Origin of the sequence: Methylocystis parvus OBBP (assembly GCF_027571405.1) — a bacterium.
Classification (GTDB): domain Bacteria; phylum Pseudomonadota; class Alphaproteobacteria; order Rhizobiales; family Beijerinckiaceae; genus Methylocystis; species Methylocystis parva.
On the sequence record NZ_CP092968.1, the window covers coordinates 1,720,577 to 1,742,697 of the forward strand.

Annotated in this window: 22 protein-coding genes; 12 read left to right on the forward strand and 10 right to left on the reverse strand. The window is 64.7% G+C overall.

Annotated elements, in window-relative coordinates; genetic code table 11:
- Positions 1-9: 9 nt before the first annotated feature.
- The 3 genes from map (at position 10) to MMG94_RS08420 (ending at position 3,117) form a co-directional block, all read left to right on the forward strand.
- Positions 10-849: a type I methionyl aminopeptidase gene (gene map, locus MMG94_RS08410; protein ID WP_016919432.1), complete on the forward strand. Its 840-nt coding sequence runs from the start codon at positions 10-12 to the stop codon at positions 847-849.
- Complete coding sequence (gene radC, locus MMG94_RS08415; RefSeq protein ID WP_016919433.1) at positions 846-1,580, forward strand: RadC family protein; 735 nt, start codon at positions 846-848, stop codon at positions 1,578-1,580. Before map ends, radC begins: the two co-directional genes overlap by 4 nt.
- Before the next feature lie 118 nt (positions 1,581-1,698).
- A complete protein-coding gene (locus MMG94_RS08420) occupies positions 1,699-3,117 on the forward strand; it encodes an MFS transporter (protein ID WP_016919434.1) in 1,419 nt (472 codons plus the stop codon).
- A gap of 44 nt (positions 3,118-3,161) precedes the next feature.
- On the opposite strand, the gene MMG94_RS08425 is transcribed toward MMG94_RS08420, so the two are convergent.
- The 8 genes from MMG94_RS08425 to MMG94_RS08460 all read right to left on the reverse strand — a co-directional run bounded on the left by MMG94_RS08425 (position 3,162) and on the right by MMG94_RS08460 (position 12,874).
- The gene (locus MMG94_RS08425) at positions 3,162-3,875 is read right to left on the reverse strand and encodes an RlmE family RNA methyltransferase (protein WP_016919435.1); all 714 of its coding nucleotides are present in this window, start codon (positions 3,873-3,875) and stop codon (positions 3,162-3,164) included.
- 152 nt (positions 3,876-4,027) lie between these two features.
- Positions 4,028-6,127: an ABC transporter ATP-binding protein/permease gene (locus tag MMG94_RS08430; RefSeq protein ID WP_016919436.1), complete on the reverse strand. Its 2,100-nt coding sequence runs from the start codon at positions 6,125-6,127 to the stop codon at positions 4,028-4,030.
- Between the two features lie 89 nt (positions 6,128-6,216).
- Positions 6,217-6,552 carry an integration host factor subunit alpha gene (locus tag MMG94_RS08435; RefSeq protein ID WP_016919437.1) on the reverse strand — a complete coding sequence of 112 codons (336 nt, stop codon included), beginning with the start codon at positions 6,550-6,552 and terminating at the stop codon, positions 6,217-6,219.
- A 227-nt stretch (positions 6,553-6,779) separates the two neighbouring features.
- Positions 6,780-7,604, reverse strand: a complete 825-nt coding sequence (locus MMG94_RS08440; RefSeq protein ID WP_016919438.1) for a carbon-nitrogen hydrolase family protein — start codon at positions 7,602-7,604, stop codon at positions 6,780-6,782.
- 123 nt (positions 7,605-7,727) lie between these two features.
- The gene (locus tag MMG94_RS08445; RefSeq protein ID WP_016919439.1) at positions 7,728-8,342 is read right to left on the reverse strand and encodes a TetR/AcrR family transcriptional regulator; all 615 of its coding nucleotides are present in this window, start codon (positions 8,340-8,342) and stop codon (positions 7,728-7,730) included.
- Positions 8,339-11,458: an efflux RND transporter permease subunit gene (locus MMG94_RS08450; RefSeq protein WP_016919440.1), complete on the reverse strand. Its 3,120-nt coding sequence runs from the start codon at positions 11,456-11,458 to the stop codon at positions 8,339-8,341. The genes MMG94_RS08445 and MMG94_RS08450 overlap by 4 nt, the downstream gene beginning before the upstream one ends.
- Positions 11,459-11,466: 8 nt before the next feature.
- Positions 11,467-11,745: a hypothetical protein gene (locus MMG94_RS08455; protein ID WP_154419917.1), complete on the reverse strand. Its 279-nt coding sequence runs from the start codon at positions 11,743-11,745 to the stop codon at positions 11,467-11,469.
- Between the two features lie 37 nt (positions 11,746-11,782).
- Positions 11,783-12,874 (reverse strand): efflux RND transporter periplasmic adaptor subunit, encoded by a 1,092-nt coding sequence (locus tag MMG94_RS08460; protein WP_016919442.1) that lies wholly within the window; start codon positions 12,872-12,874, stop codon positions 11,783-11,785.
- Positions 12,875-13,196: 322 nt separating this feature from the next.
- Here MMG94_RS08460 and dnaK point away from each other — a divergent pair, with 322 nt between their 5' ends.
- From dnaK to dnaJ, 4 genes are all read left to right on the forward strand, one after another.
- Entirely contained in the window at positions 13,197-15,092 is a 1,896-nt protein-coding gene (dnaK, locus tag MMG94_RS08465) for a molecular chaperone DnaK (protein ID WP_016919443.1), read from the forward strand.
- A gap of 103 nt (positions 15,093-15,195) precedes the next feature.
- Positions 15,196-15,486: a nucleotidyltransferase family protein gene (locus MMG94_RS08470; RefSeq protein ID WP_016919444.1), complete on the forward strand. Its 291-nt coding sequence runs from the start codon at positions 15,196-15,198 to the stop codon at positions 15,484-15,486.
- Positions 15,483-15,875 carry a HepT-like ribonuclease domain-containing protein gene (locus MMG94_RS08475; protein ID WP_016919445.1) on the forward strand — a complete coding sequence of 131 codons (393 nt, stop codon included), beginning with the start codon at positions 15,483-15,485 and terminating at the stop codon, positions 15,873-15,875. The genes MMG94_RS08470 and MMG94_RS08475 overlap by 4 nt, the downstream gene beginning before the upstream one ends.
- Positions 15,876-15,877: 2 nt before the next feature.
- Entirely contained in the window at positions 15,878-16,999 is a 1,122-nt protein-coding gene (gene dnaJ, locus MMG94_RS08480) for a molecular chaperone DnaJ (RefSeq protein WP_016919446.1), read from the forward strand.
- A gap of 91 nt (positions 17,000-17,090) precedes the next feature.
- Here the strand turns inward: dnaJ and MMG94_RS08485 are convergent, their stop codons facing one another.
- Complete coding sequence (locus tag MMG94_RS08485) at positions 17,091-17,957, reverse strand: aldo/keto reductase family oxidoreductase (protein ID WP_026016166.1); 867 nt, start codon at positions 17,955-17,957, stop codon at positions 17,091-17,093.
- A 71-nt stretch (positions 17,958-18,028) separates the two neighbouring features.
- On the opposite strand from MMG94_RS08485, the gene MMG94_RS08490 reads away from it, so the two are divergent.
- The 3 genes from MMG94_RS08490 (at position 18,029) to pyrF (ending at position 20,089) form a co-directional block, all read left to right on the forward strand.
- A complete protein-coding gene (locus MMG94_RS08490) occupies positions 18,029-18,658 on the forward strand; it encodes a TetR/AcrR family transcriptional regulator (RefSeq protein ID WP_016919448.1) in 630 nt (209 codons plus the stop codon).
- A gap of 124 nt (positions 18,659-18,782) precedes the next feature.
- The gene (locus tag MMG94_RS08495) at positions 18,783-19,394 is read left to right on the forward strand and encodes a class I SAM-dependent methyltransferase (RefSeq protein WP_016919449.1); all 612 of its coding nucleotides are present in this window, start codon (positions 18,783-18,785) and stop codon (positions 19,392-19,394) included.
- A gap of 2 nt (positions 19,395-19,396) precedes the next feature.
- Positions 19,397-20,089, forward strand: a complete 693-nt coding sequence (pyrF, locus tag MMG94_RS08500) for an orotidine-5'-phosphate decarboxylase (protein WP_016919450.1) — start codon at positions 19,397-19,399, stop codon at positions 20,087-20,089.
- Between the two features lie 9 nt (positions 20,090-20,098).
- Here the strand turns inward: pyrF and MMG94_RS08505 are convergent, their stop codons facing one another.
- Entirely contained in the window at positions 20,099-20,590 is a 492-nt protein-coding gene (locus MMG94_RS08505) for a hypothetical protein (RefSeq protein ID WP_020372430.1), read from the reverse strand.
- Between the two features lie 106 nt (positions 20,591-20,696).
- Between MMG94_RS08505 and MMG94_RS08510 the strand changes: the two genes are divergently transcribed.
- Together MMG94_RS08510 and MMG94_RS08515 are read left to right on the forward strand one after the other, a co-directional pair.
- On the forward strand, positions 20,697-20,906 hold the full coding sequence (locus MMG94_RS08510) for a ChaB family protein (protein ID WP_016919452.1): 210 nt from the start codon (positions 20,697-20,699) through the stop codon (positions 20,904-20,906).
- 45 nt (positions 20,907-20,951) lie between these two features.
- Positions 20,952-22,109, forward strand: a complete 1,158-nt coding sequence (locus MMG94_RS08515; RefSeq protein WP_016919453.1) for a glycosyltransferase — start codon at positions 20,952-20,954, stop codon at positions 22,107-22,109.
- Positions 22,110-22,121 lie beyond the last annotated feature (12 nt).

The following is a 22,121-nucleotide window of genomic DNA, read 5'->3' on the forward strand; positions in this document are numbered from 1 at the left end:
CGAGCGCGTATGACCTTCATCGAGTCCGACATCGCCCCCGCCGGCCGTAAAAGCGGGCAAATCAAGCTGCATGGGCCGAAGGATTTCGAAGGCATGCGCAAGGCCGGCCGTCTCACGGCGGAGGCGCTCGACATGCTCGTCCCGCATGTGAAGCCGGGCGTGACGACTCAACAGCTCGACGACCTCGTCTTCGACTTCGCCATCGCCAACGGGGCCTATCCCGCGCCGCTCGATTATCGCGGTTATCGCAAGTCCATCTGCACCTCGATCAACCATGTCGTGTGCCATGGCATGCCCGACAACAAGGCGCTTCGCGACGGCGACATCGTCAATGTCGACGTGACCTTCATCGTCGACGGCTGGCACGGCGACGCCAGCCGAATGTTCGGCGTCGGCGACATACCGCGCAAGGCGCAGCGGCTTATCGACGTGACATATGAGTCGCTCATGCGCGGCATCGCCGCCGTGAAGCCCGGCGGCGCGACGGGCGATATCGGCGCGGCGATCCAGCTATATGCGGAGGGCGAGCGCTGCTCGGTCGTCCGCGACTTTTGCGGGCACGGGCTCGGCCGCGTCTTCCACGACGAGCCGAACATCCTGCATTACGGCGTCAAGGGACAGGGCGTGGAGTTGCGCCCCGGCATGTTCTTCACCGTCGAACCGATGATCAATCTGGGGCGGCCGCAGGTCAAAATACTTTCGGACGGCTGGACGGCGGTGACGCGCGACCGCTCGCTCTCGGCGCAATTCGAGCATTCCATTGGCGTCACCGAAACGGGCGTCGAGATTTTCACGCTCTCGCCCAAAGGTCTGGACAATCCATCGGGCTCCGCCAGCGCCGCCGCATGACGCCGCCAAAAGGCGACGCCGGCTCCGGCGCGGCCGCGCCGGGCCTGGGCGAGGCGCAGGCTCCGCATTATCACGGCCACCGCCAGCGTCTGCGCGACCGCTTCATGGAGGCCGGCGAGAACGCGCTTGCGGATTATGAGCTGATGGAGCTTCTGCTCTTTCGCGTCATTCCCCGGCGCGACGTCAAGCCGCTCGCAAAGTCGCTGATCGAACGCTTCGGCTCCTTCGCGGAAGCGCTCGCGGCGCGGCCCGAGCGGCTCCAGGAAGTGGCCGGTCTGCCCGAAAGCGCGATCATCGAATTCAAGGTGACCGAAGCGGCCGCGCGGCGACTCGCGCGCGGCGCCCTGGAGAAGCGCAAAGTGCTCTCCTCCTTCTCCGCCGTGACCGATTACTGCCGCACCGCGATGGCCTACGCCGAACGCGAGGAATTTCGCATCCTCTTCCTGGACAAGCGCAACGCCCTCATCGCCGACGAGGTGCAGGGCGTCGGCACGGTCGATCACACGCCGGTCTATCCGCGCGAAGTGGTGCGCCGCGCATTGGAGCTCGGCGCGAGCGCGCTGATACTCGCCCATAACCACCCCTCCGGCGACCCGACCCCCTCGCAGGCCGACATCCGCATGACGAAGGACATCATCGCCATCGCTCAGCCTTTCGGCATTGCGGTGCACGATCATCTGATTGTCGGGAGAAACGGGCAATCGAGCTTCAAGGGGCTGAAGCTGATATGAGCGTGACGAACGTCATTGCGAGGAGCATATGCGAAGTCGGGCATACCCGACTTCGAGAAAATGCGACGAAGCGATCCGGAATCGCGACGCCGCTCCGGATTGCTTCGCTAGGCTCGCAATGACGGAAGAGAAACGTTTGCCCTTCTCCTTCGTCACGCCCCTCATCATCGCCACCGCCCTCTTCATGGAGCAGCTCGACGGCACGGTGCTGGCGACGGCGCTGCCAGCGATGGCGGCGGATATGCGCGAAGACCCCGTGGCGCTCAAACTGGCGCTCACTTCCTACCTTCTCTCCCTAGCGGTCTTCATTCCGCTCTCCGGCTGGGTCGCGGACAGATTCGGCGCGCGGCGCGTGCTTCGATCGGCGATCGCCGTCTTCACCTTCGGCTCGATATTGTGCGGCTTTTCGGATTCGCTCGCGGCGATCGTCGCGGCGCGCGTCGTGCAGGGAATGGGCGGGGCCATGATGGTGCCGGTGGGCCGGCTCGTTCTGTTACGCACCGCGCCGCGTCACCAGCTCGTGCGGGCGCTGGCCTGGCTCACTGTTCCGGCCCTGATCGGGCCGCTCATCGGCCCGCCGCTCGGCGGCTTTCTCGTCACCTTTTTCGACTGGCGCTACATTTTCTGGATCAATGTGCCGATCGGACTTCTCGGCGCCGGACTGACCGGGCGCTTCATTCCCCAGCTCTATGGCGAGCATCCGCGCCCGCTCGACGTCGCCGGCGCGGCGCTGTCGGGCGTCGGCCTGTCCTTCACGATGTTCGGCTTCACCATCCTCGGCCGCGGCTTTGCGCCGCCATGGATCGTCGCGGCGATCATCGCCTTGGGCGCGGCGGCCATCGCGGCCTACATTGCGCATGCGCGCCGCGCCGAACATCCGATCCTCGATCTCGCTTTGCTGCGCATCCCGACTTTTCGCGCCGCGATCGTCGGCGGCTTTCTCTTTCGCGTCGGCCTCGGCGCGATTCCCTTCCTGCTTCCGCTGCTTCTGCAAGTGGGCTTCGGGCTCAGCGCCTATGAATCGGGGCTGCTCACTTTCGTCGCGACCGCCGGCGCCATGGTGATGAAGACGACGGCGCAGCCAATATTGAAGCGCTTCGGCTTTAGGCGCGTGCTGATCGTCAATGCGCTCATCTCCACATGCTTTCTCGTCGCCAACGGTTTCTTCACCGCGGCGACCCCGCATGCGGCCATCATGGCGGCGCTGCTCGTCGGCGGTTTCTTCCGCTCGCTGCAGTTCACCGCGCTCAACGCCATCGCCTATGCGGACATTCCCGAATCCTCGATGAGCAACGCCACGAGCTTCGCCGCCGTCGGCCAGCAATTGTCGCTCTCGGCCGGCGTCGCCATCGGCGCGGCGGCGCTGGAATGGGCGCGCGCGACGCATGGCGGCGGCATGTTGCAGGCGCAGGATTTCGCGCCGGCCTTCTTCGTCGTCGCGGCGGTCTCGGGGGCGTCGGCGCTGGCGTTTGTCGATCTGTCGGCGGATGCGGGAGATGAACTCACCGGACGCAAAGCCGCAAGACAAGGCGTGTAACCTACCCTCCCTTCGAGAGGAGGGTGCAAGGGCGCCTGAAATCGCTACCCTTCGTGATCGCGCCTTCCGCGAAAGCCCGTCGCCAGCACGTAGAGCTCCGCCGAATCCGCGCGGCTTGCGGCGGGTTTCACATGGCGCACGGTCGTAAAATCGCGCTTGAGGCGCGTGAGCAATTGCCCTTCCGTGCCGCCCTGCAAGACCTTGGCGACGAAGAAGCCGCCGGGCGCCAGCACGTCCATCGCGAATTCCGCCGCAAGCTCGGCGAGCGCGACGATGCGCAAATGGTCGGTCTGCTTGTGGCCCGTGGCGTTCGCCGCCATGTCGGACATCACGCCGTCCGCCTCGCCGCCGAGCATGGCTTTGATGAAATCCGGCGCGTCTTCGTCGTTGAAGTCTTTCACCGCGAATGTGACGCCGGGTATCGCCTCCATGTCGAGAAGATCGACGCCGACGACCCTGCCCCTGCCGTCCTTCGCCTTCACCCGATCGGCCGCGATCTGCGACCAGCCGCCGGGCGCCGCGCCGAGATCGATGATGCGGCCGCCCGGTTTGAGGAGATGGTGGCGGTCGTCCATCTCGATGAGCTTATAGGCCGCGCGCGAGCGATAGCCCTCGCGCTTGGCGCGCGCGACATAGGGGTCGTTGAGCTGGCGTTCGAGCCAAAGCGTCGAAGAAAGCGAACGCTTGCGCGCGGTCTTCACCCGCGTCTTGAGCGAACGTCCGCCTTCGCGCCCCGATCCCGTCTTGCCTTCCGCCATCTTCACGCCGCTCCGCCGTCATTCCCGGAGGCAAAGCGACCGGGAAGCCAGAGCTACTATCACAGATAAGGAGCGGCCGCTCTGGATTTCCCGATCCGGGCTTTCGGCGGTTCGGGAATGACAGCGACGCAAGCCGATCATCGTCTCTTCTCTTAAGCCAGCACCTTGTCGCGCGGCGCGAAGAGACCGTCGGCGCCCGCCTCCATGACGATCTGGCGATCATGATAGGCATGGAGGGTCGAGCGATGGCCGATGGAGACGATCGTCGCTTCCGGCAAACGCTCGCGCAGCATGGCGTAGATGTCGCCTTCGAGCTTCTCGTCGAGGGCGGAAGTGGCCTCGTCGAGGAAGAGCCAGTCCGGCTTGGCGAGAAGGGCGCGGGCGATGGCGACGCGCTGCTGCTCGCCGCCGGAGAGGCGCTGACCCCAATTATTTTCCTCGTCCAGCCTCTCGACGAAGGCCGCAAGCCGCGCGGCGCGCAGCGCCTCCTCAATGTCCGCGCGCGAATAGTCGTCGACATTGCCGGGATAGACCACGGCCTGCGCGAGCGCGCCGAGCGGGATATAGGGACGCTGCGGCGCGAGCATGACGCTCGCGCCCTGCGGCATAGCGATGTTTCCGGTCACATGCGGCCAGATGCCGGCGATGGCGCGGAAAAGCGTCGACTTGCCCGAGCCGGAGGGACCGGTCAGCAGCGCCGACTGACCCGCCTCGAAAGCGAGCTGATCGACGGAAACGATGCGTCTGCCGTCGGGCAGAGAGAGCATGACGTCGCGCAGCGTCAACGCGCTGGCCGCGCCGCGCGAGATCGCCTGCACGCTTTGCCGCTGCGCTCCCGCCGCGTCGATCGCGCGGTCGAAAGAGCTCAGCCGGTCGAGCACGGCTTTGAAGCTCGCCAGGAAGGTGTAGTAATTGATGAAGAAGGTCAGCGCGCCCTCGACGCGGCCGAAGGCGCTCGCCGTCTGCGTCATCACGCCGAGCTGGATTTTGCCGGCGAAGTAGAAGGGCGCCGTGATCAGATAGGGAATGATCGGCGAGAGCTGCCCATAGGCGGCGGTGAAGCCCATCAGCTCCTTGCGCTTGCGCACGATCGACAGATAGTTGGCGAAGACGCGCTGGAAACGCCGCAGCAGCCACGCCTGCTCCTCATCCTCGCCCGAGAGCAGCGCGATCTGCTCGCTATATTCGCGCAGACGCGCGAGCGAAAAGCGGAAATCGGCCTCGCGCTTCTGCTGCTCGAAGAACAATCTCGTCAGCGACCGGCCGATGAGATGCGTCACGACCGTGCCGAGGGAGGCGTAGATCAACGCGACCCAGAACAGAAAGCCGGGGATATAGATATTCGTGCCCGGCAGCGCGTAATTGCCAGAGAGCTCCCACAGGACGAAGGAGAAGGAGACGAGCGAACTCATCGTCGAGATCAGCAGGATCGAATAGGAGTAGATCCCATATCCTTCCTCGCCGCCGTCGATGAAACGGTTCACGTCCTCGGCGATGCGCTGATCGGGGTTGTCCGCGTCTCCGCCGGCGAGCGCCATGTTGTAATGCGTGTGCGAACCGAGCCAGCGCCGCACATAATGCTCGGTGAGCCAGCGCCGCCAGCGAATGGTGAGCATCGATTTCAGCACATATTCCACGACCGCGGTCGTGACATAGACGAAGGCCCAGGGCGTGAAGACGTAAAGAAGCTGACGCCAGAACTCGCCGGCGTTTTTCTCCTGGATCGCGTTGAACCAGTCGCGGTTGAAGAAAGAGAGCCGGACGGAAATGCCGACCTGGCCCTGATTGATGAGCACCAGCACGACGATCATCGCGACCGCGATGGCGCTTTCCCGCGCGGCGAAGCGCGGAAACGGCCAGACCCGCGCTTCGCCGCGATCCGACGTGTCGAAATAGAGATCCGCGATCCGCGTCATCTCCTGCACGACGGGAATGCGCGAGACGGCGTAGACGATGACCGAAAAAACCGCGACCGTGACCGACATGCTTTCGGGCGGGGCGAAGCCCTCCAGCGCCTGCGGCCAAAATCCCTCCGTCTGGAGCAGCCGCGTGGAGCCGAAGACGATCGTCTCCGTCGAGAAGATCGCCGCGAAGATCTTCATGAAGCTCGACATGTCGAGGCCGCGCCAGGTGGTGACGGCGCAGAGGCCCGCGGCGACGGCGAGGACGAACAGATCCGTATCCGCCTTATGCGCGCCGATCAGCGCGGCAAGGACGGCGAAGGCGGCGACGGCCGCGCTCAGTTTCCGCATCTTAAACCCTTTGAAGGATGAGGCCGCCCGCGAATGGACGCGGGCGCGATCAGTCTCCCCTCTCACCTATGCACGGTCGGCGCGGCTTCTCAATCATCCTCTACGGGGATGACGGCGTCGCCATTCACATGCGCAACGAGGACGGGAGACGCTTTGAAAGTGAGCACGCGACGCGGCGTAATTGTGGCTTCGACGCCGGTCTTCGGATTGCGGCCGATACGCTCGCGCTTGGAGCGGACATTGAAGGTGCCGAAGGAACGAAGCTTGACGGCCTCGCCGCGCAGCAAAGCTTCGCTGATTTCGTCGAAAGTGGCGTCGAGAATTTTGCGGGCCTCCGCGCGCGACAAAGTCGGGCAGCAGCCATAAACGGCCTCCCGCAAGGCGGCGCGCGTCAAAGTGTTTCCAGGCGCGTTCTTTCTTACCATGCGGAATGAACACGGGGATGAGCGTTTGTCGCGATGTTGACGATTTGCATGGGCGCGCTGTCCCTCAAACTTTCGAGTAACGCGACAAAACTGATTATTGATCGCAAGCAAAACAGCTTACCGGGCACATAGTAATCATAAAATCATAGAGATGCAAGGCCGTGGCGCCGCTTGGTCACATATGTGACGATGCCGCGCCGCAGCAATATCATGGCGTCAGTTTTCGCTCAAACCGCCAGCTTCACTTTGTGCTGCGCCACCGGAATCATGGCGCGCACTTTGCGGATTCGGTCGACGTCCACATAGGAGGAAACCAAACCCGGCCCGTCGGACGCCTTGGCGACCACATGGCCCCAGGGATCGGCGATCAGCGAATTGCCGAAGGTGAAGCGGGTTTCGTGGCCCGCCTTGTGGGCGCCGGTCTGCGCCGGGGCGCAGAGATAGGCCTGCATCTCTATGGCGCGCGCGCGGCACAGCACCTCCCAGTGATCCTTGCCGGTGACGAGCGTGAAAGCCGCCGGCAGCGCGACAATGTCCGCGCCCTTTTCGGCGAGCGCCTGGAAAAGATACGAGAAGCGCAGATCGTAACAGATTGCGCAGCCGACGGTGACGCCCTCGCAATCATAGGTCACGACTTCGTCGCCCGGCTTGAAGGCGGCGCTTTCGTGATATTTGGCGCCGTCCGGAGCCGTGATGTCGAACATGTGGATTTTGCGGTAGCGCGCCACTTCCTCGCCGTCGCGGTTGAAGGCGACGCTGGTGTTGTGGAGCCGCTCCTCGCCCGGGATTTTCTCGAGAATCGAGCCGGCGTGGATGAAGACCTTATGCTCCCGGGCCAGCGTCCTGCACAGCTCATAAGCGGGACCGCCCGGCAACTCCTCGGCCGCGGCCATTTTCTCGGCGCGGGAGCCGCCGATGAAGTCGAAAACTTCCGGGAGGCAGATCCAGTCGGGATTTTCCTGGACGACGGCGCGTTCGATCAGGGCTTTGGCGTTGGCGAGATTGGCGGCCTTGTCGCCAATCGAATTCATCTGGACCAGTGTGACCTTCATAACCGCTCTGCTGTTTCTTACGGCCGCCCGGGCGCGCGGCTTTATTTCCGGAGGGTCATACTACACAGGCGCGGCGGGCGTCGTATAGCCCTCCGCTCGGACGGGCGAGAGGCGGGGAGGACGCTATCGGGAGACGCCCGCGCGCAGAGCCGCAAGGCAGAAGTCGATCATCTGCTCGCTCGTCGGCTCCGGACGGTCGGCGCATTCGACCATCAGGCGGGGGTGGCAAAAGCGGATCAGCGCCGTGTGCACGAGTTTCGCGGCGAGCTCCGGATCGCCTTTCGCGAACTCGCCGCTCTCCATGCCCGAAGCGACCAGAAATTGAACGACGGCGTCGACGCGGTCGATATGTTCGTCGATCATCGGCCAGTGCTCGTCGAGCGCCGCCTCCACCATCTCGTGCATCTTGCGATCGGCCAGATAGCGATCGGCGTTCATCGCCTCGTTGCAGCGCACGAGCGCGCGCAAGCGTTCGGAAGCCGTCCCCGGTCCGGCGGCGATCCGTTGCGCCGCGGCCTCGACCTCGCCCATCAACTGTCTGGCGACCGCGACATGGATTTCCGATTTGGAGCCGAAGAAACGATAGACATTGGCGGGAGACATGCGCAGCGCGCGCGCAATGTCGGCGACTGTCGTCTTCTGGAAGCCGATTTCGCGGAAGAGACGCTCCGCGGTGGCGACGATGCGGCAGCGCTGTTCGGCTTCGCGCGCGCTGGCCGCTTCGGCGACGACGCTCATTCCGCGGCCTCCCCGGCGAGACCCGCCATGCTCAACTCACGCGGCGCGGCCGCCGGCATGCCCTCGTTGAGATGCTTGCGGAACCAGGTTGCGTAAAGCGCCGGCAGGAAAAGCACCGTGAGGAACGTGGCCACGAAGAGCCCGCCCATGATGGTGAGCGCCATGGGGCCCCAAAAGGCGGAGCGGGACAACGGCATCATGGCGAGAATGGCGGCGAGCGCGGTCAGCGCCACCGGCCGCACGCGGCGCACCGTCGCGCCGATGATCGCCTCGCGGTAACTGTCGCCGGCTTCAAGATCCTGCCGCACCTGATCGACGAGAATGATTGAGTTGCGCATGTCCATGCCCGAAAGCGCGATGAGCCCCAAAAGCGCGACAAAGCCGAAGGGCGCATGCGCGACGTTGAGTGCAAGAGAGGCGCCGATGAGTCCCAGCGGCGCGCTCATCATGACGAGCGCCACGCGGGTGAAGTCCTGGAGCTGAAACATCACGATTGTCAGCATGACGAGCCCGACGATCGGAAAGACCGCGAAGATGGAATTATTGCCCTTCGCCGACTCTTCGATGGCGCCGCCCATTTCGATGCGATAGCCGGGCGGCAGCCGCTCGCGGATCTCCGCGAGCCTGAGCCAGAGCCTTGCCGAAACGTCCGGCGCCTGAACGCCGTCCTTGACGCCGGAGCGGACGGTGATCGTCATGTCGCGGTTGCGCCGCCAGAAGATCGGCTCCTCGTGCTCGTAGGAAATCTTGGCGACCTGCGACACGGTCACGGGCTTGCCGTCGCGCGAATAGACGACGATGTCGCCGAGCCGGCTGAGATCGCCGCGCTCGCCCGGAACCGCGCGCGCGACGACGTCGATCTGGTCGATCCCGTCGCGCAAGGTCGTGACGGCGACGCCCGAGATCACCATGCGCAGCCGGTTTGAAATGTCCTGCGGCGTGACCCCGAGCAGGCGGGCGCGATCCTGATCGATCACGAGACGCACGCTCGGCGTCATTTCGTTCCAGGAGAGATGCGGGTCGTCGACGCCTTCGTCCGTCGCCATCGCCTCGCGGACCTTATAGGCGATGGCGCGCACCTTTTGCGGGTCCTCGCCAATGACGCGAAACTGCACGGCGAAGCCGGTGGGCGGACCATAGCTGAAGCGATCGACGCGGGCGCGGGCCTGCGGCACGGCGCCATTGGCGATCGCGGCGTCGAGCTTTTTCTTGAGCCGTTCGCGCGCCTCGACATCCTTCGAGACAACGACGATTTCGGAATAGGCCTCGTTCGGCAATTGCGGATTGAGGCCGAGCCAGAAGCGCGGCGGACCCTGCCCGACATAGGTCGTGTAGAAGGCCGCGTCGGGATCGTTCCTGATCAGCGCCTCCGCCTGCTTGGCCGCCTCGAGCGAGGCGCCGATGGACGAGCCTTCCGGAAGCCGCATCTGGAGGAAAAGCTCGAGCCGCTCCGCATAGGGAAAGAACTGCTTCTGAACGACCACCATGCCGAGAATGGCGAGCGCGAACACGCCGACCGTCGAGCCGATGACGAGCAGTCGGTTGTCCACCGCCCAGGCGATGACCGACCGCAGCCGCTTGTAGAAGGGCGTTCGATAGATTTCGTCAGGATCGTGGTGCGGACGCAGCTTGCCGAAATCAGGCAGAAGCTTGACGCCAAGCAGGGGCGTGAACATCACCGCCACGAACCAGGACGCGATGAGCGCGATGAGCAACACCCAGAACATGGAGCCGGTATATTCGCCGACCGCCGAATTGGCGAAGCCGACCGGCAAAAAGCCGGCCGCCGTGATCAGCGTTCCGGTCAGCATCGGGAACGCGGTCGAGTCCCAGGCGAAGGTCGCGGCTTTGATGCGGTCGTAGCCCTGCTCCATCTTCACCATCATCATCTCCACGGCGATGATGGCGTCGTCGACCAGCAGACCCAGGGCGATGATGAGGGCGCCGAGCGAAATGCGCTGCAGGTCGACGCCCATAATGTTCATGAAGATGAAGACGAAGGCGAGGACGAGCGGAACGGAGAGCGCGACGATGACTCCGGTGCGGAAGCCCAGCGATACGAAGCTGACGCCGAGAACGATGATGAGAGCCTCGATGAAGGAGCGGGTGAATTCCCCCACCGCCTCCTCGACGACCTTCGGCTGATCGGCGATCTGGTCGATGTCGATTCCGATCGGCGTCTTGGCGCGAATCTCCTCAACGGCCGCCGCGACGGACTTGCCGAAATTGAAGACGTTGCCGCCCTTGGCCATGACCGCGCCGACGACGATCGCCGGCTGGCCCTTATAGCGGATGAGAAAGGAAGGCGGATCCTCGAAGCCGGCATAGACCGTGGCGACGTCCCCGAGCCGGATCACCTTGCCGTTCGCCGGAATGGGGATCGAGGCGATGGCGTCCGCGCCTTTGAGTTCCTCGGTCACCTGGATGCGGATGCGATTGGACGACGTTTCGAATACGCCCGCGTCATTGACGGCGTTCTGCTTGGCGAGGGAGTCGAAGATCGCCTGCGGCTCGACCCCGAGATTGGCGATCTTGGCTTCGCTGAATTCGACATAGATGCGGCGCATCTGTTCGCCATAGACGTCGACCTTCATGACGTCGGGCGACTCGATGAGCCGTTGGCGCAGCGCCTCCTGGACCTTGTCGAGGAGGTTATAATCCGCGCCGTCGCCGGTGATGGCGTACAACACCGCGTCCACATCGCCATATTCGTCGTTGATCGCCGGGCCCCTTACGCCGGCCGGCACATCGACCTTGATGTCGTTGAGCTTCTTTCGGAGCTGATAGAAGAGCTGCGGAATTTCTCTCGGCGGCGTGTTGTCCCTGAAAGTGACCTGCATCGCCAGGAAGCCCGGCTTTGTGTAGGTCTCGATCTTGTCGAGATAGGGAAGCGTCTGCAGCTTCTTTTCGTAGAGATCAGCGACCTGGTCGCGCATCTCGCTCGCCGTCGCCCCCGGCCATGAGGCCGTGATATTGGCGACCTTGATCGTGAAGGACGGATCTTCGGCGCGCCCCAGCCGCAGATAGGACCACCCCCCGGCGACGCCGATCGCCAGCATCAGGAACAGCATCAGCGCCGGACGCGACACGGACCATTTGGAGAGGTTGAAGCCCATAGCCCGCCTCACAGGGCGAAACGAAAGGCGGCGAATGTCGCGACGAGCCCGTCATGGACCGCGCAAGCCGGCGGACGCCAAAGGGGCGCGACGCCCTTGGGATCGCCGTCCGCCAGCGCGAAGCCGACGTAAATCGCCGCGATGAGAACGAGAAGAACGGCGACGGTGACGGGAGCGAATTGGTCGGGCGGAAAGGCGAGCGCAAAGGCCGTCGCCCCCGCCAGGACGACCCCTTCCGCAAGAAGCTTGCGATTCATCTGCGCGCGCCGCTCGGCCATCAAAATCATCTTGCGCTCTTTCCCCCGCATTCGGGACGGATCAGAATCAGCCTCTCGTCATTACGCGCACTTTGCGCCCGGCTTCGAGCTTGTGGACGCCGAGGACGACGATCCGGTCGCCGGCCGAAAGCCCGCCGGAGACGAGCGCGGCGTCCGAGTCGTAGCGGAGGAGCTTCACCGGGGTGAGTTGCAGGCGCCCGTCGGCGTCGACCTTCCAGACCGCCGGTCCGCTTCCCTGGTTGTAAAGGGCGGAGAGCGGAACGCTCATCACCTGCTGCGCGTCCGGCGCGGCGATGCTCAGCGTGGCGCTCATGCCGAGCGCGACGGCGGGGTCGGGGTCGAGAATGGAATAGCGCGCGGCGAAGGTGCGCGTCGCGGAATCCGCCGAGGGGCTGAGCTCCCTGAGCTTCGCCCGATAAACTTTGTCCTTGTTCGACCACAGCTTCAAAGTGGCATCGCCCTTGTCGGCCAGCGACGCATAGTCCTCGGGCAGGGCCACGGCCGCTTCCAGCTCCCCGGAATGGGCGAGGCGAATCGCGGTCTGACCGGCCGCCACGACCTGGCCGGGCTCCACCAATGTCTGGGTGACGACGCCGTCGCCATCCGCCCGGAGGGTCGCGTAATCGAGGGAATTGCGCGCGAGCTCCAATGCGCGTTCGGCCCGCTGCTGACGGCCGCGCGCCTCCTGGGCCGCCGCCTTGATGCGGTCGAGGGCGGCGTCCGTCGTCCAGCCGTTCTTGCGCAAGGCGAGCGCCCGCTTTTCGTCGCCCTGCGTCTGGGCCAGAGCCATTCTCGCCGCCGACAGCTCGGCTTCCGACTGCTCCTTCTGGAGCTTCAGGTCGTTTTCGTCGAGCGCCGCAAGCGGGTCGCCGGCTTTGACCTTCTGGCCTGTCTGCACGAATCGCTTCACGACCTTGCCCGCGACGCGGAAACCCAGGTCCGATTCGACCCGGGGGCGGATGGTCGCCACGAAGTCGCGCGGCTGGGATTGGGCCGCGAGCCGCGCCTGCGACACGAGCACCGGCCGGTCGAGCGTCGCGTCGCCCGTCTGATCCTGCTGCTTCTTTCCACAACTTGCGAGCGACGCCGCGAGAATTGCGGCGCATGCCGCCCGGACGGGAGAAAAAGCCTTGGTCATCTGGCCCTACGGCGCTCCGCGCCCGATCGGGCGTGACGTGTGACGAATTTCAATATTTATCACTCGTCATTCGCGGTCAAGCGCTGCGAGGTCGCGCGCCGTCGATTTGATACCCCAGGCAGGAGACCGAAACGTTACGGCGCTTGTCGCAAATGATTCCTTCTTCTATATGCGGCCTGCCCTTGCGGGAGACTGGGGCGAACACAATCTTGGGAAACGAAAGCGCCTCAAGGATCGCGCGGCGGGCTCATGGCGAGCCGCTGTCCCAGGGCGTCGATAGGACCGCTTCGGGGTCCGGATTCGAAAGCGAAAGGAAGCTCTAATGGCCAAAATTATCGGCATCGACCTCGGCACGACCAATTCCTGCGTGGCCGTTATGGAAGGGTCGAGCCCCAAAGTCATTGAAAATGCGGAAGGCGCGCGCACCACGCCCTCGATCGTCGCCTTCACGGATGACGGCGAGCGTCTTGTGGGCCAGCCGGCGAAGCGTCAGGCGGTGACGAACCCCGATAAGACCTTCTTCGCCATCAAGCGCCTGATCGGCCGCACTTTCGAAGATCCGATGACCAAGAAGGACATCGGCCTCGTTCCCTACCATATCGTCAAGGCGAATAATGGCGACGCCTGGGTGGAAGCCGCCGGCAAGCAATATTCGCCCTCGCAGATTTCGGCCTTCATCCTGCAGAAGATGAAGGAGACGGCGGAAGCCTATCTTGGCGCCACCGTCACGCAGGCGGTCATCACGGTCCCCGCCTATTTCAACGACGCGCAGCGTCAGGCGACCAAGGACGCCGGCAAGATCGCGGGCCTCGAAGTTCTGCGAATCATCAACGAGCCGACGGCGGCGGCGCTGGCCTATGGCCTCGACAAGAAGCAGACGGGCACCATTGCGGTCTACGACCTCGGCGGCGGCACCTTCGACGTGTCGATCCTCGAGATCGGCGACGGCGTCTTCGAGGTGAAGTCGACGAATGGCGACACTTTCCTCGGCGGCGAGGACTTCGACAACCGCGTCGTCGAATATCTGGCGGCCGAGTTCAAGAAGGAGCAGGGCATCGACCTCACGAAGGACAAGCTCGCCCTGCAACGCCTGAAGGAAGCCGCGGAGAAGGCCAAGATCGAGCTGTCTTCGGCGACGCAGACCGAGATCAACCTGCCCTACATCACCGCCGACGCCACGGGTCCGAAGCATCTGACCCTGAAGCTGACGCGCGCCAAGTTCGAGGCCCTGGTCGACGATCTGATCCAGCGCACCGTCGAGCCCTGCCGCAAGGCGCTCAAGGACGCGGGCCTGACGGCCGCCGAGATCGACGAAGTGGTGCTCGTCGGCGGCATGACCCGCATGCCGAAGGTGCAGGAAGTCGTGAAGCAGTTCTTCGGCAAGGAGCCCCATAAGGGCGTCAATCCGGACGAGGTCGTCGCCATCGGCGCGGCAGTCCAGGCGGGCGTTCTGCAGGGCGACGTGAAGGACGTGCTGCTGCTCGACGTGACCCCGCTGTCGCTCGGCATCGAGACGCTCGGCGGCGTGTTCACGCGCCTCATCGACCGCAACACGACCATCCCGACCAAGAAGAGCCAGGTGTTCTCGACCGCCGAGGACAATCAGCAGGCCGTAACCATCCGCGTCTTCCAGGGCGAACGCGAAATGGCGCAGGACAACAAGCTGCTTGGCCAGTTCGACCTGATGGGCATTCCGCCGGCCCCGCGCGGCATGCCGCAGATCGAGGTGACCTTCGACATCGACGCCAACGGCATCGTGAACGTCACGGCGAAGGACAAGGCCACCAATAAGGAGCAGCAGATCCGCATCCAGGCCTCGGGCGGCTTGAGCGACGCCGACATCGACAAGATGGTCAAGGATGCCGAGCTGCACGCCGCCGAGGACAAGGCCCGCCGCGAGCTGGTCGACGCCAGGAACCATGGCGAAGCCGCGATCCACACGGCCGAGAAGGCTGTCGCGGATTACGGCGACAAGGTCTCCGGCGCCGACAAGAGCGCGATCGAAGCGGCCATCGCGTCGCTGAAGACCGCCCTCGAGGGCGACAATGTCGAAACCATCAAGGCCAAGACCAACGAACTGGCCCAGGTCTCGATGAAGCTCGGCGAGGCGATGTACAAGGCCCAGCAGGCCGACGCCTCCGGCGCCGGCGCAAGCGAGGCCCCGAAGGACGACGTGATCGACGCCGAGTTCAAGGATGTCGGCGACGACAAGAAGTAAGCTGGGCTGGCCTTGAGCGGCCTAATGCGTTAGCCAACGGAAGCCCGGCGTGAAAACGCCGGGTTTCGTTGCGTTCAGGCGGCGCGGAGACGACCGGAAAGCCATGAAACCCTCGGAGGCGCTGGAGATGAATCGCGAAGCGATCCGGGCGGCGGTGGGCCGCTACCGGACCGCCAATCCGCGCGTCTTCGGCTCTGTGCTGCATGGGGACGACGAGGAAGGCAGCGATATCGATATTCTCGTCGACGCGCTTCCGGGCGCGACGCTTTTCGAGCTCTGCGGCTTGCAATTGGATCTCGAGAAAATCCTCAGCGTGCGCGTGGATTTGCTGACGCCGGGCGAGTTGCCCCTGCGCATTCGCGCCAAGGTGCTCTCCGAGGCCGCGCCGATATGAGAGAGCGAGATGTTTTCCTGGTTCTGGACCAGATGTTGCAGGCGAGCCGTCGGGCGACCTCGTTCATCGAAGGCATGCAAGAGCAGGAATTTCTGCATGATCTCCGTACGCAACAAGCGGTGGCGATGAGCCTTATCGTCATCGGCGAGGCGGCCTCGCGGCTGAAGCGAGATCACGAGGCGTTCCTGGCCCTCCACCCAGACCTGCCGTACCAACATATGGTTGGTTTGCGCAATCGCATTGCGCATGGCTATTACGACCTCGACTTTCGCGTCATCTGGCAAACAGTCAGGACCGACGTGTCGGCTTTACTCGAGCGCCTCGAACTTATCTATCAGGTGGCTGGAGAGACGCTAGGCGGCGCACCGCAGGGACCAACCCAAGATTGACCATGTCCAAACGCGATTATTACGAAGTCCTCGGCGTCACCCGCACCGTCACGGAAACGGAGCTGAAGATCGCCTTCCGAAAGATGGCGATGCAGTGCCATCCCGACCGCCATCCCGGCGATACGGAAGCGGAGGCGCGCTTCAAGGAGCTGAACGAGGCCTATCAGTGCCTCTGCGATCCGCAGAAGCGATCCGCCTATGACCGTTTCGGCCACGCGGCCTTCGAACAGGGCGGCGGCATGGGCGGTTTCTCCTCCTCGGAAGGCTTCGGCGCCTCCATGGCGGACATTTTCGAGGATCTCTTCGGCGACGTGATGGGCCGGCGCGGCCGCTCGGGCGGGCGCGAGCGTGGTTCGGACCTGCGCTACAATATGGAGATCACGCTCGAGGAGGCCTATCACGGCAAGACCGCCTCGCTGAAGATCCCGACCTCGGCGACCTGCGAGGCCTGCTCGGGCACGGGCGCCAAGAAGGGCTCCAAGCCCAAGACCTGCACCACCTGCGCCGGACATGGCCGCGTGCGCGCGCAGCAGGGCTTCTTCGCCATCGAGCGCACCTGCCCCACATGCGGCGGACGCGGCGAGACGATCGACAATCCCTGCCCGTCCTGCTCGGGCTCGGGCCGCAAGACGGTGGAGCGCTCGCTCTCCGTCAATGTCCCGCCGGGCGTCGAAGACGGCACCCGCATCCGCCTCGCGGGCGAAGGCGAAGCGGGGGTGCGCGGCGGCCCGCCCGGCGATCTCTACATCTTCCTTTCGGTGAAGCCGCATCCCTTCTTCCAGCGCGACGGCGCGGACCTCTATTGCCGCGTGCCGATCTCCATGGTTCGCGCCGCGCTCGGCGGCGAAATCCGGGTCCATGCGCTGGACGGCTCCGAAATCAAGCTGAAGGTTCCCGAAGGCTCCCAGTCCGGCAAGCAGATCAAGGCCAAGGGCAAGGGCATGCCCGTGCTGCGCGGCCGCGACCACGGCGATCTGCATGTGCAGCTTTCCGTCGAGACGCCGCAAAAGCTCACCAAGCGGCAAAAGGAGCTGCTCGAGGAGTTCGAGAAGGAATCCTCACATGAGACGCATCCGGAAGAGCACGGCTTCTTCGCGCGGATGAAGGATTTGTTCGGGGGATAGCCGCCGTTCAGCGTCTCTCCCGGTGTAAACGCGGATAAGGGAAACGCGTGAAATAGAGCCGGCGGCGGAAACCGTCTCCAACTGATCGCGCTCAGCTGGAGCCGACGCTTGCGGCGACGCCGTCCAGGGCGGATAGGGTCTCGTCGGAGAGTTCGAGTTCGGCGGCGGCGAGGTTCTCCCGCAAATGTGCGATGGACGAGGTGCCGGGAATCAGCAGGATATTGGGCGCCCGCCGAAGCAGCCATGCGAGCGCGACCTGCATCGGCGACGCGCCGAGATTCTGTGCGACCCCCGATAAAATAGAGGATTGCAGGGGCGTGAATCCGCCGAGCGGAAAGAACGGCGCATAGGCGACGCCGTCTGCGGCGAGATTGTCGATCAACGCGTCGTCAGCCCGGTGCGCGAGATTATAGTGGTTCTGCACGCAGACGATTTCGCAGATGCGACGGCCTTCCTCGATCTGCGCAGGCGTGACATTGCTGAGGCCGATATGTCGAATCAGACCCTGCCGCTGCAACTCCGCGAGAACCGTGAGCGGCGCCTCGATAGAGCCTTCGGCGGGACCATGATCGCTGAACATGGCGCGGAAATTCACTACCTCGAGCGCATCGAGGCCAAGATTGCGCAGATTGTCATGCACGGCCTGAACCAGATCGTCGCGGGAGAAGGCCGGAAGCCACGAACGGTCCGCGCCGCGCCGGGCCCCTATTTTGGTGACGATGACGAGTCCGTCGGGATAGGGATGCAGCGCCTCGCGGATCAGCCGGTTGGTGACATGCGGGCCATAATAGTCGCTCGTGTCGATATGGTTCACGCCGGAGGCGACGGCTTCCCGCAGAACGGCCACCGCCGCGTCCCGATCCTTGGGGGGTCCGAAGACGCCGCGGCCCGCAAGCTGCATCGCGCCATATCCGAGCCGTCTCACATTGCGGTCGCCGAGAGCGAATTCGCCAGTCATCTTCTTGATCCTCGCTTCATACGTCGCCTGCGAGAATACGAAGGGCCCGCATTTTCCGGAATTCGCATTGCATGAGCGCCGTCGTCCCCGGCCTAAGGCCAAGAAAATCCCCGGTTCAGGCGCGCTCCTCGGCCACCGTCGAGACTCTGCGCGTCGCAGCCATTCAGGTTTTGACCCGGGAGGGCTTGAGCCGCTGCACGACGACCCGCATCGCCGAGCGCGCGGGCATGTCGGTCGGCAGTCTCTATCAATATTTTCCGAATCGCGACGCGCTGCTCGCCGCCGTGCTGGAAAAGCATCTGGACGGCGTCGCCGGCGCCGTGGACCGCGCCTGCCGCGCCCATCGGGGCAAGCCGGTTCCGCAAATGGCGGCGGCCCTCGTCACGGCATTCCTTGCGGCGAAGCTGCGCGCACCCGAGGAATCGAAGGCGCTTTATGCGGTCGCCGAAGAGCGGGGCGGGCCAGAATTGGTCGCTCGCATGCACAAACGCATTGTGGCTGCGATCGCGGATATGCTGGCGAGCGCGCCGGACGCGGATTTCGACGAGCCGGCCATGACGAGCGCAATCGCATTCAGCGCCCTCGTCGGTCCAATACGGACGCTGCTCGAAGGGCATGCGCCGGCCGGATTCGAAGCGCGCCTGGAAGAGCAACTCATCCTGCTTCTGACCGCATATTTCGATACGCGCCGCCGCCGATAGACTTTGCGTTGACGCGCCCCGCGTTGTCTTTGTCACACGGGTCCCCTATTCTCGACTTTTCGGCCCCGGCAGCGGGGCCGTTTGCGTGACATGGCCGACAGAAGCCAATTCAGGGAAGCCGCCTTTGCAGAACGCCAAAAGCTCGCTCGCCGACAGCGCCCGCTTCATCAAGCAATGGATCGAGAACCCGCGGCTCATCGGCGCGGTGCAGCCCTCCGGCCCGGCGCTCGCCAAATGCATGGCGGGCTTTGTCGACCTCTCCCGCGACGGCCCCATCGTGGAGCTTGGCCCCGGCACCGGCCCGGTCACCAAGGCGCTGCTGGCGCGCGGCGTCCCGCCGGAGCGGCTGGTGCTGGTCGAATATGAGACGCGTTTCTGCCACATGCTCGCGGAGCGCTATCCCGGCGTGAACGTCGTGCAAGGCGACGCCTATGCGTTGAAAAAGACGCTCGACGGCAAGATCGACGGGCAGGTCGCCGCCATCGTTTCGAGCCTTCCCCTGCTCGTGCGCCCCGAGCGCGACCGCGTCGAGCTTCTGCATCAGGCCTTCGAACTGATGGGCGACGAGGGTCTCTACATCCAGTTCACTTACGGCCTCGCCGTCTCGCCCATGCCGATCCATGCGCATGGCCTCAGCGGCTCTTATGTCGGCAAGGGCTCTGCGCCGATCATCATGAACATCCCGCCCGCGCGCGTCTGGCGCTATCGCAAGGCCGGCCACGGCGGAAAACCTTAAACATGCCGAACGGACTCGCCCGCGACCGGTTGATCGTCGCCCTCGACGTCGAATCCGTCGAGGCGGCGCGCGCGCTGGTGGCGACGCTCGGCGACGCCGTCTCCTTCTACAAGATCGGCATGGAGCTGGCCTATGGCGGCGGGCTCACGCTGGCGCGGGAGCTGAAAGATCAGGGCAAGCGCGTCTTCATCGATCTGAAGCTGCACGACATCGGCGCGACCGTCGAACGGGCGACCCGTCAGATCGCGCGGATGGGTATGGATTTCCTCACCGTCCACGCCTATCCGCAAACCATGGCCGCCGCCCGCGCCGGAGCGGGCGATCTGAAGCTCCTGGCCGTCACGGTCATGACCTCCTATGACGACGCGGACCTTGCGGCGGCGGGCTACGCCTATGGCGTCGCCGATCTCGTCGCGCGCCGCGCCGGACAGGCGAAGGCCGCCGGGATCGACGGGCTCATCCTTTCGCCGATGGAGCTTTCGACCATCCGCCCCCTCGTCGGACCCGGCATGTTGCTGGTCACGCCGGGCGTGCGCCCCGCCGGCGCCGACGCCGGCGACCAGAAGCGCGTCATGACGCCGGCGCAGGCGATTTCAGCTACCGCGGATCATATTGTCGTCGGCCGTCCCATCACGCGCGCGGCCGATCCGCGCGCGGCGGCCGTCGAGATCGTCTCGGAAATCGAGGGCTCCTGACGCAGGCGCTCAGGCGACGACCAGCCATAAAAGCAGGATCAGCGTCTGGCCGACCGCCGCCCCCAATGTGACGAACTTCATCAAAGTCGCTTTCTTCAACCCGAGAACCTCCGACTGACTTGCGCCGCCCGCCGCGATCAGGCGCAGCAGGATCCGGTCCTCGACGAAATCGGCGGCGCCGTAAGCCAGCGGGATGAGGACGAGGACCCAGCGGCCGCTCTGAGGGAAGTGAAGCGCTTCGGCGGCCGCAAGCGAGGCGGCGGCGAGCGCGCCGGTCAGGCAGACGAAGAGGGCGAAGTCGAAGGGCGCGAGCACGCGCGCATAGCCGTCGAGCGAAGGCGCGCCGCTCGTCACCCAGCCGATGAACTCGTCGTCCCGGTAGAAGACCGAAATCTCCCAGCGGCGGGTGGAGACGGTGTCGCCATGCCGCTCCGCTTCGCGCCAAGACGCCCAACGCGCCGCAACGACGCCGAGAAAAAGCAAAACAGCAATATAGAACATGATCGCTTCTCCTTGTGACCAAGGGGCGGATTGCGCGAAGCGCGCGCATTCGGACGCCGCCATTGTGGGGCGTCTTTTGGCGAAAACAATGCCTTTGGAGGCAGATATGCCTTACGAGACCAATGCCGACCTGCCCGAGAACCTTCAGCGCCTGCTCCCGTCCCATGCGCAGGATATTTTTCGGGCCGCCTTCAACCGCGCTTTCGCAGACCATGAGGGCGATCCAAGGCAGGAGGAAGCCGCGCACCGCATCGCCTGGGCGGCCGTGAAGCGCAGCTATGTCCGCACGGAGCGCGGCTGGCGGCCTCGCGATTGAGGAGGCGCTCTGGCAAGCGGGGGGAACTTGCTCTAAACGGGCGTCATGGTTTCGACCCTTCTCGCCCTCGCCAGCTTGGCCGCCTGGCTGTATCTCCTTATTTTCAACGGAGGCTTCTGGCGACTGACCGAGCATGACCGCAAATTTGCGCCGCCGGGCGCCGTCGTCCCGGCAGGGTCTCACGTCGTCGCCATCGTCCCCGCGCGCGACGAGGCCGAGGTCATCGCGACAAGCGTCGCCTCCCTCCTGAGACAGGACTTTCCCGGCCGCTTCGACGTCGTGCTCGTCGATGACGAAAGCGCGGACGGCACCGGCGACGTCGCCCGCGCCAAAGCGGCTGAGCTCGGCGCGGCCGAGCGCCTCACCGTCCTGCGCTCCGACGGGCCGACAGACGGATGGACAGGCAAGATCGCCGCCATGCATCGCGGCTTCACTTATGTCCGCGGCCTCGAAAAACAGCCTGATTTCGTTTTATTCTGCGACGCGGACATCGCCTTCGCCCCGCCGACGCTCGCGCGCCTCGTCGCCGGCGCGACAGCGCGCGGCGCGGCGCTGTCGTCGCTGATGGTCAAGCTTCGCTGCGAGAGCCCGGCCGAGAAATGGTTCATTCCGGCCTTCGTCTTCTTCTTCCAGATGCTCTACCCCTTCCGTTCGGTGAACGACCCGGAAAGCAAGGTCGCGGGCGCGGCGGGCGGCGTGATGCTGGTTCGCCCCGACGCGCTTGCGGAGGCCGGGGGATTGCCCGCGATCCGCGGCGCGCTGATCGACGACTGCGCGCTCGGCGTCCTCATGAAAAGCCAGGGCCCGATCTGGCTCGGCCTCACTGACGACGCGTTCAGCCTGCGCCCCTACCCTCATCTCGCCGATATTGAGCGGATGGTCACACGCTCGGCCTATGCGCAGCTCCATTATTCGCCGCTCGAACTGGCGGGGGCGATTTTCGGCATGGTCGTCGTCTATCTGGCGCCGCCGCTCCTTACATTCCTTGGGCCATCGCCCGCGCGGGAGATCGGGCTCGTCACATGGCTGATCATGGCGCAGGCCTATATGCCGAGTCTGCGCTTTTACGGCCTGTCATGGGCGAGGGCCTTGGCTTTGCCGGCGGTCGCGGCGTGCTATACGTGGTTTACCGCGCTTTCCGCCTGGCGCCATATGCGCGGGCGCGGCGGCGAATGGAAAGGCCGCTACCAGGCGCCCGCCTGAAACTGAAGGCGA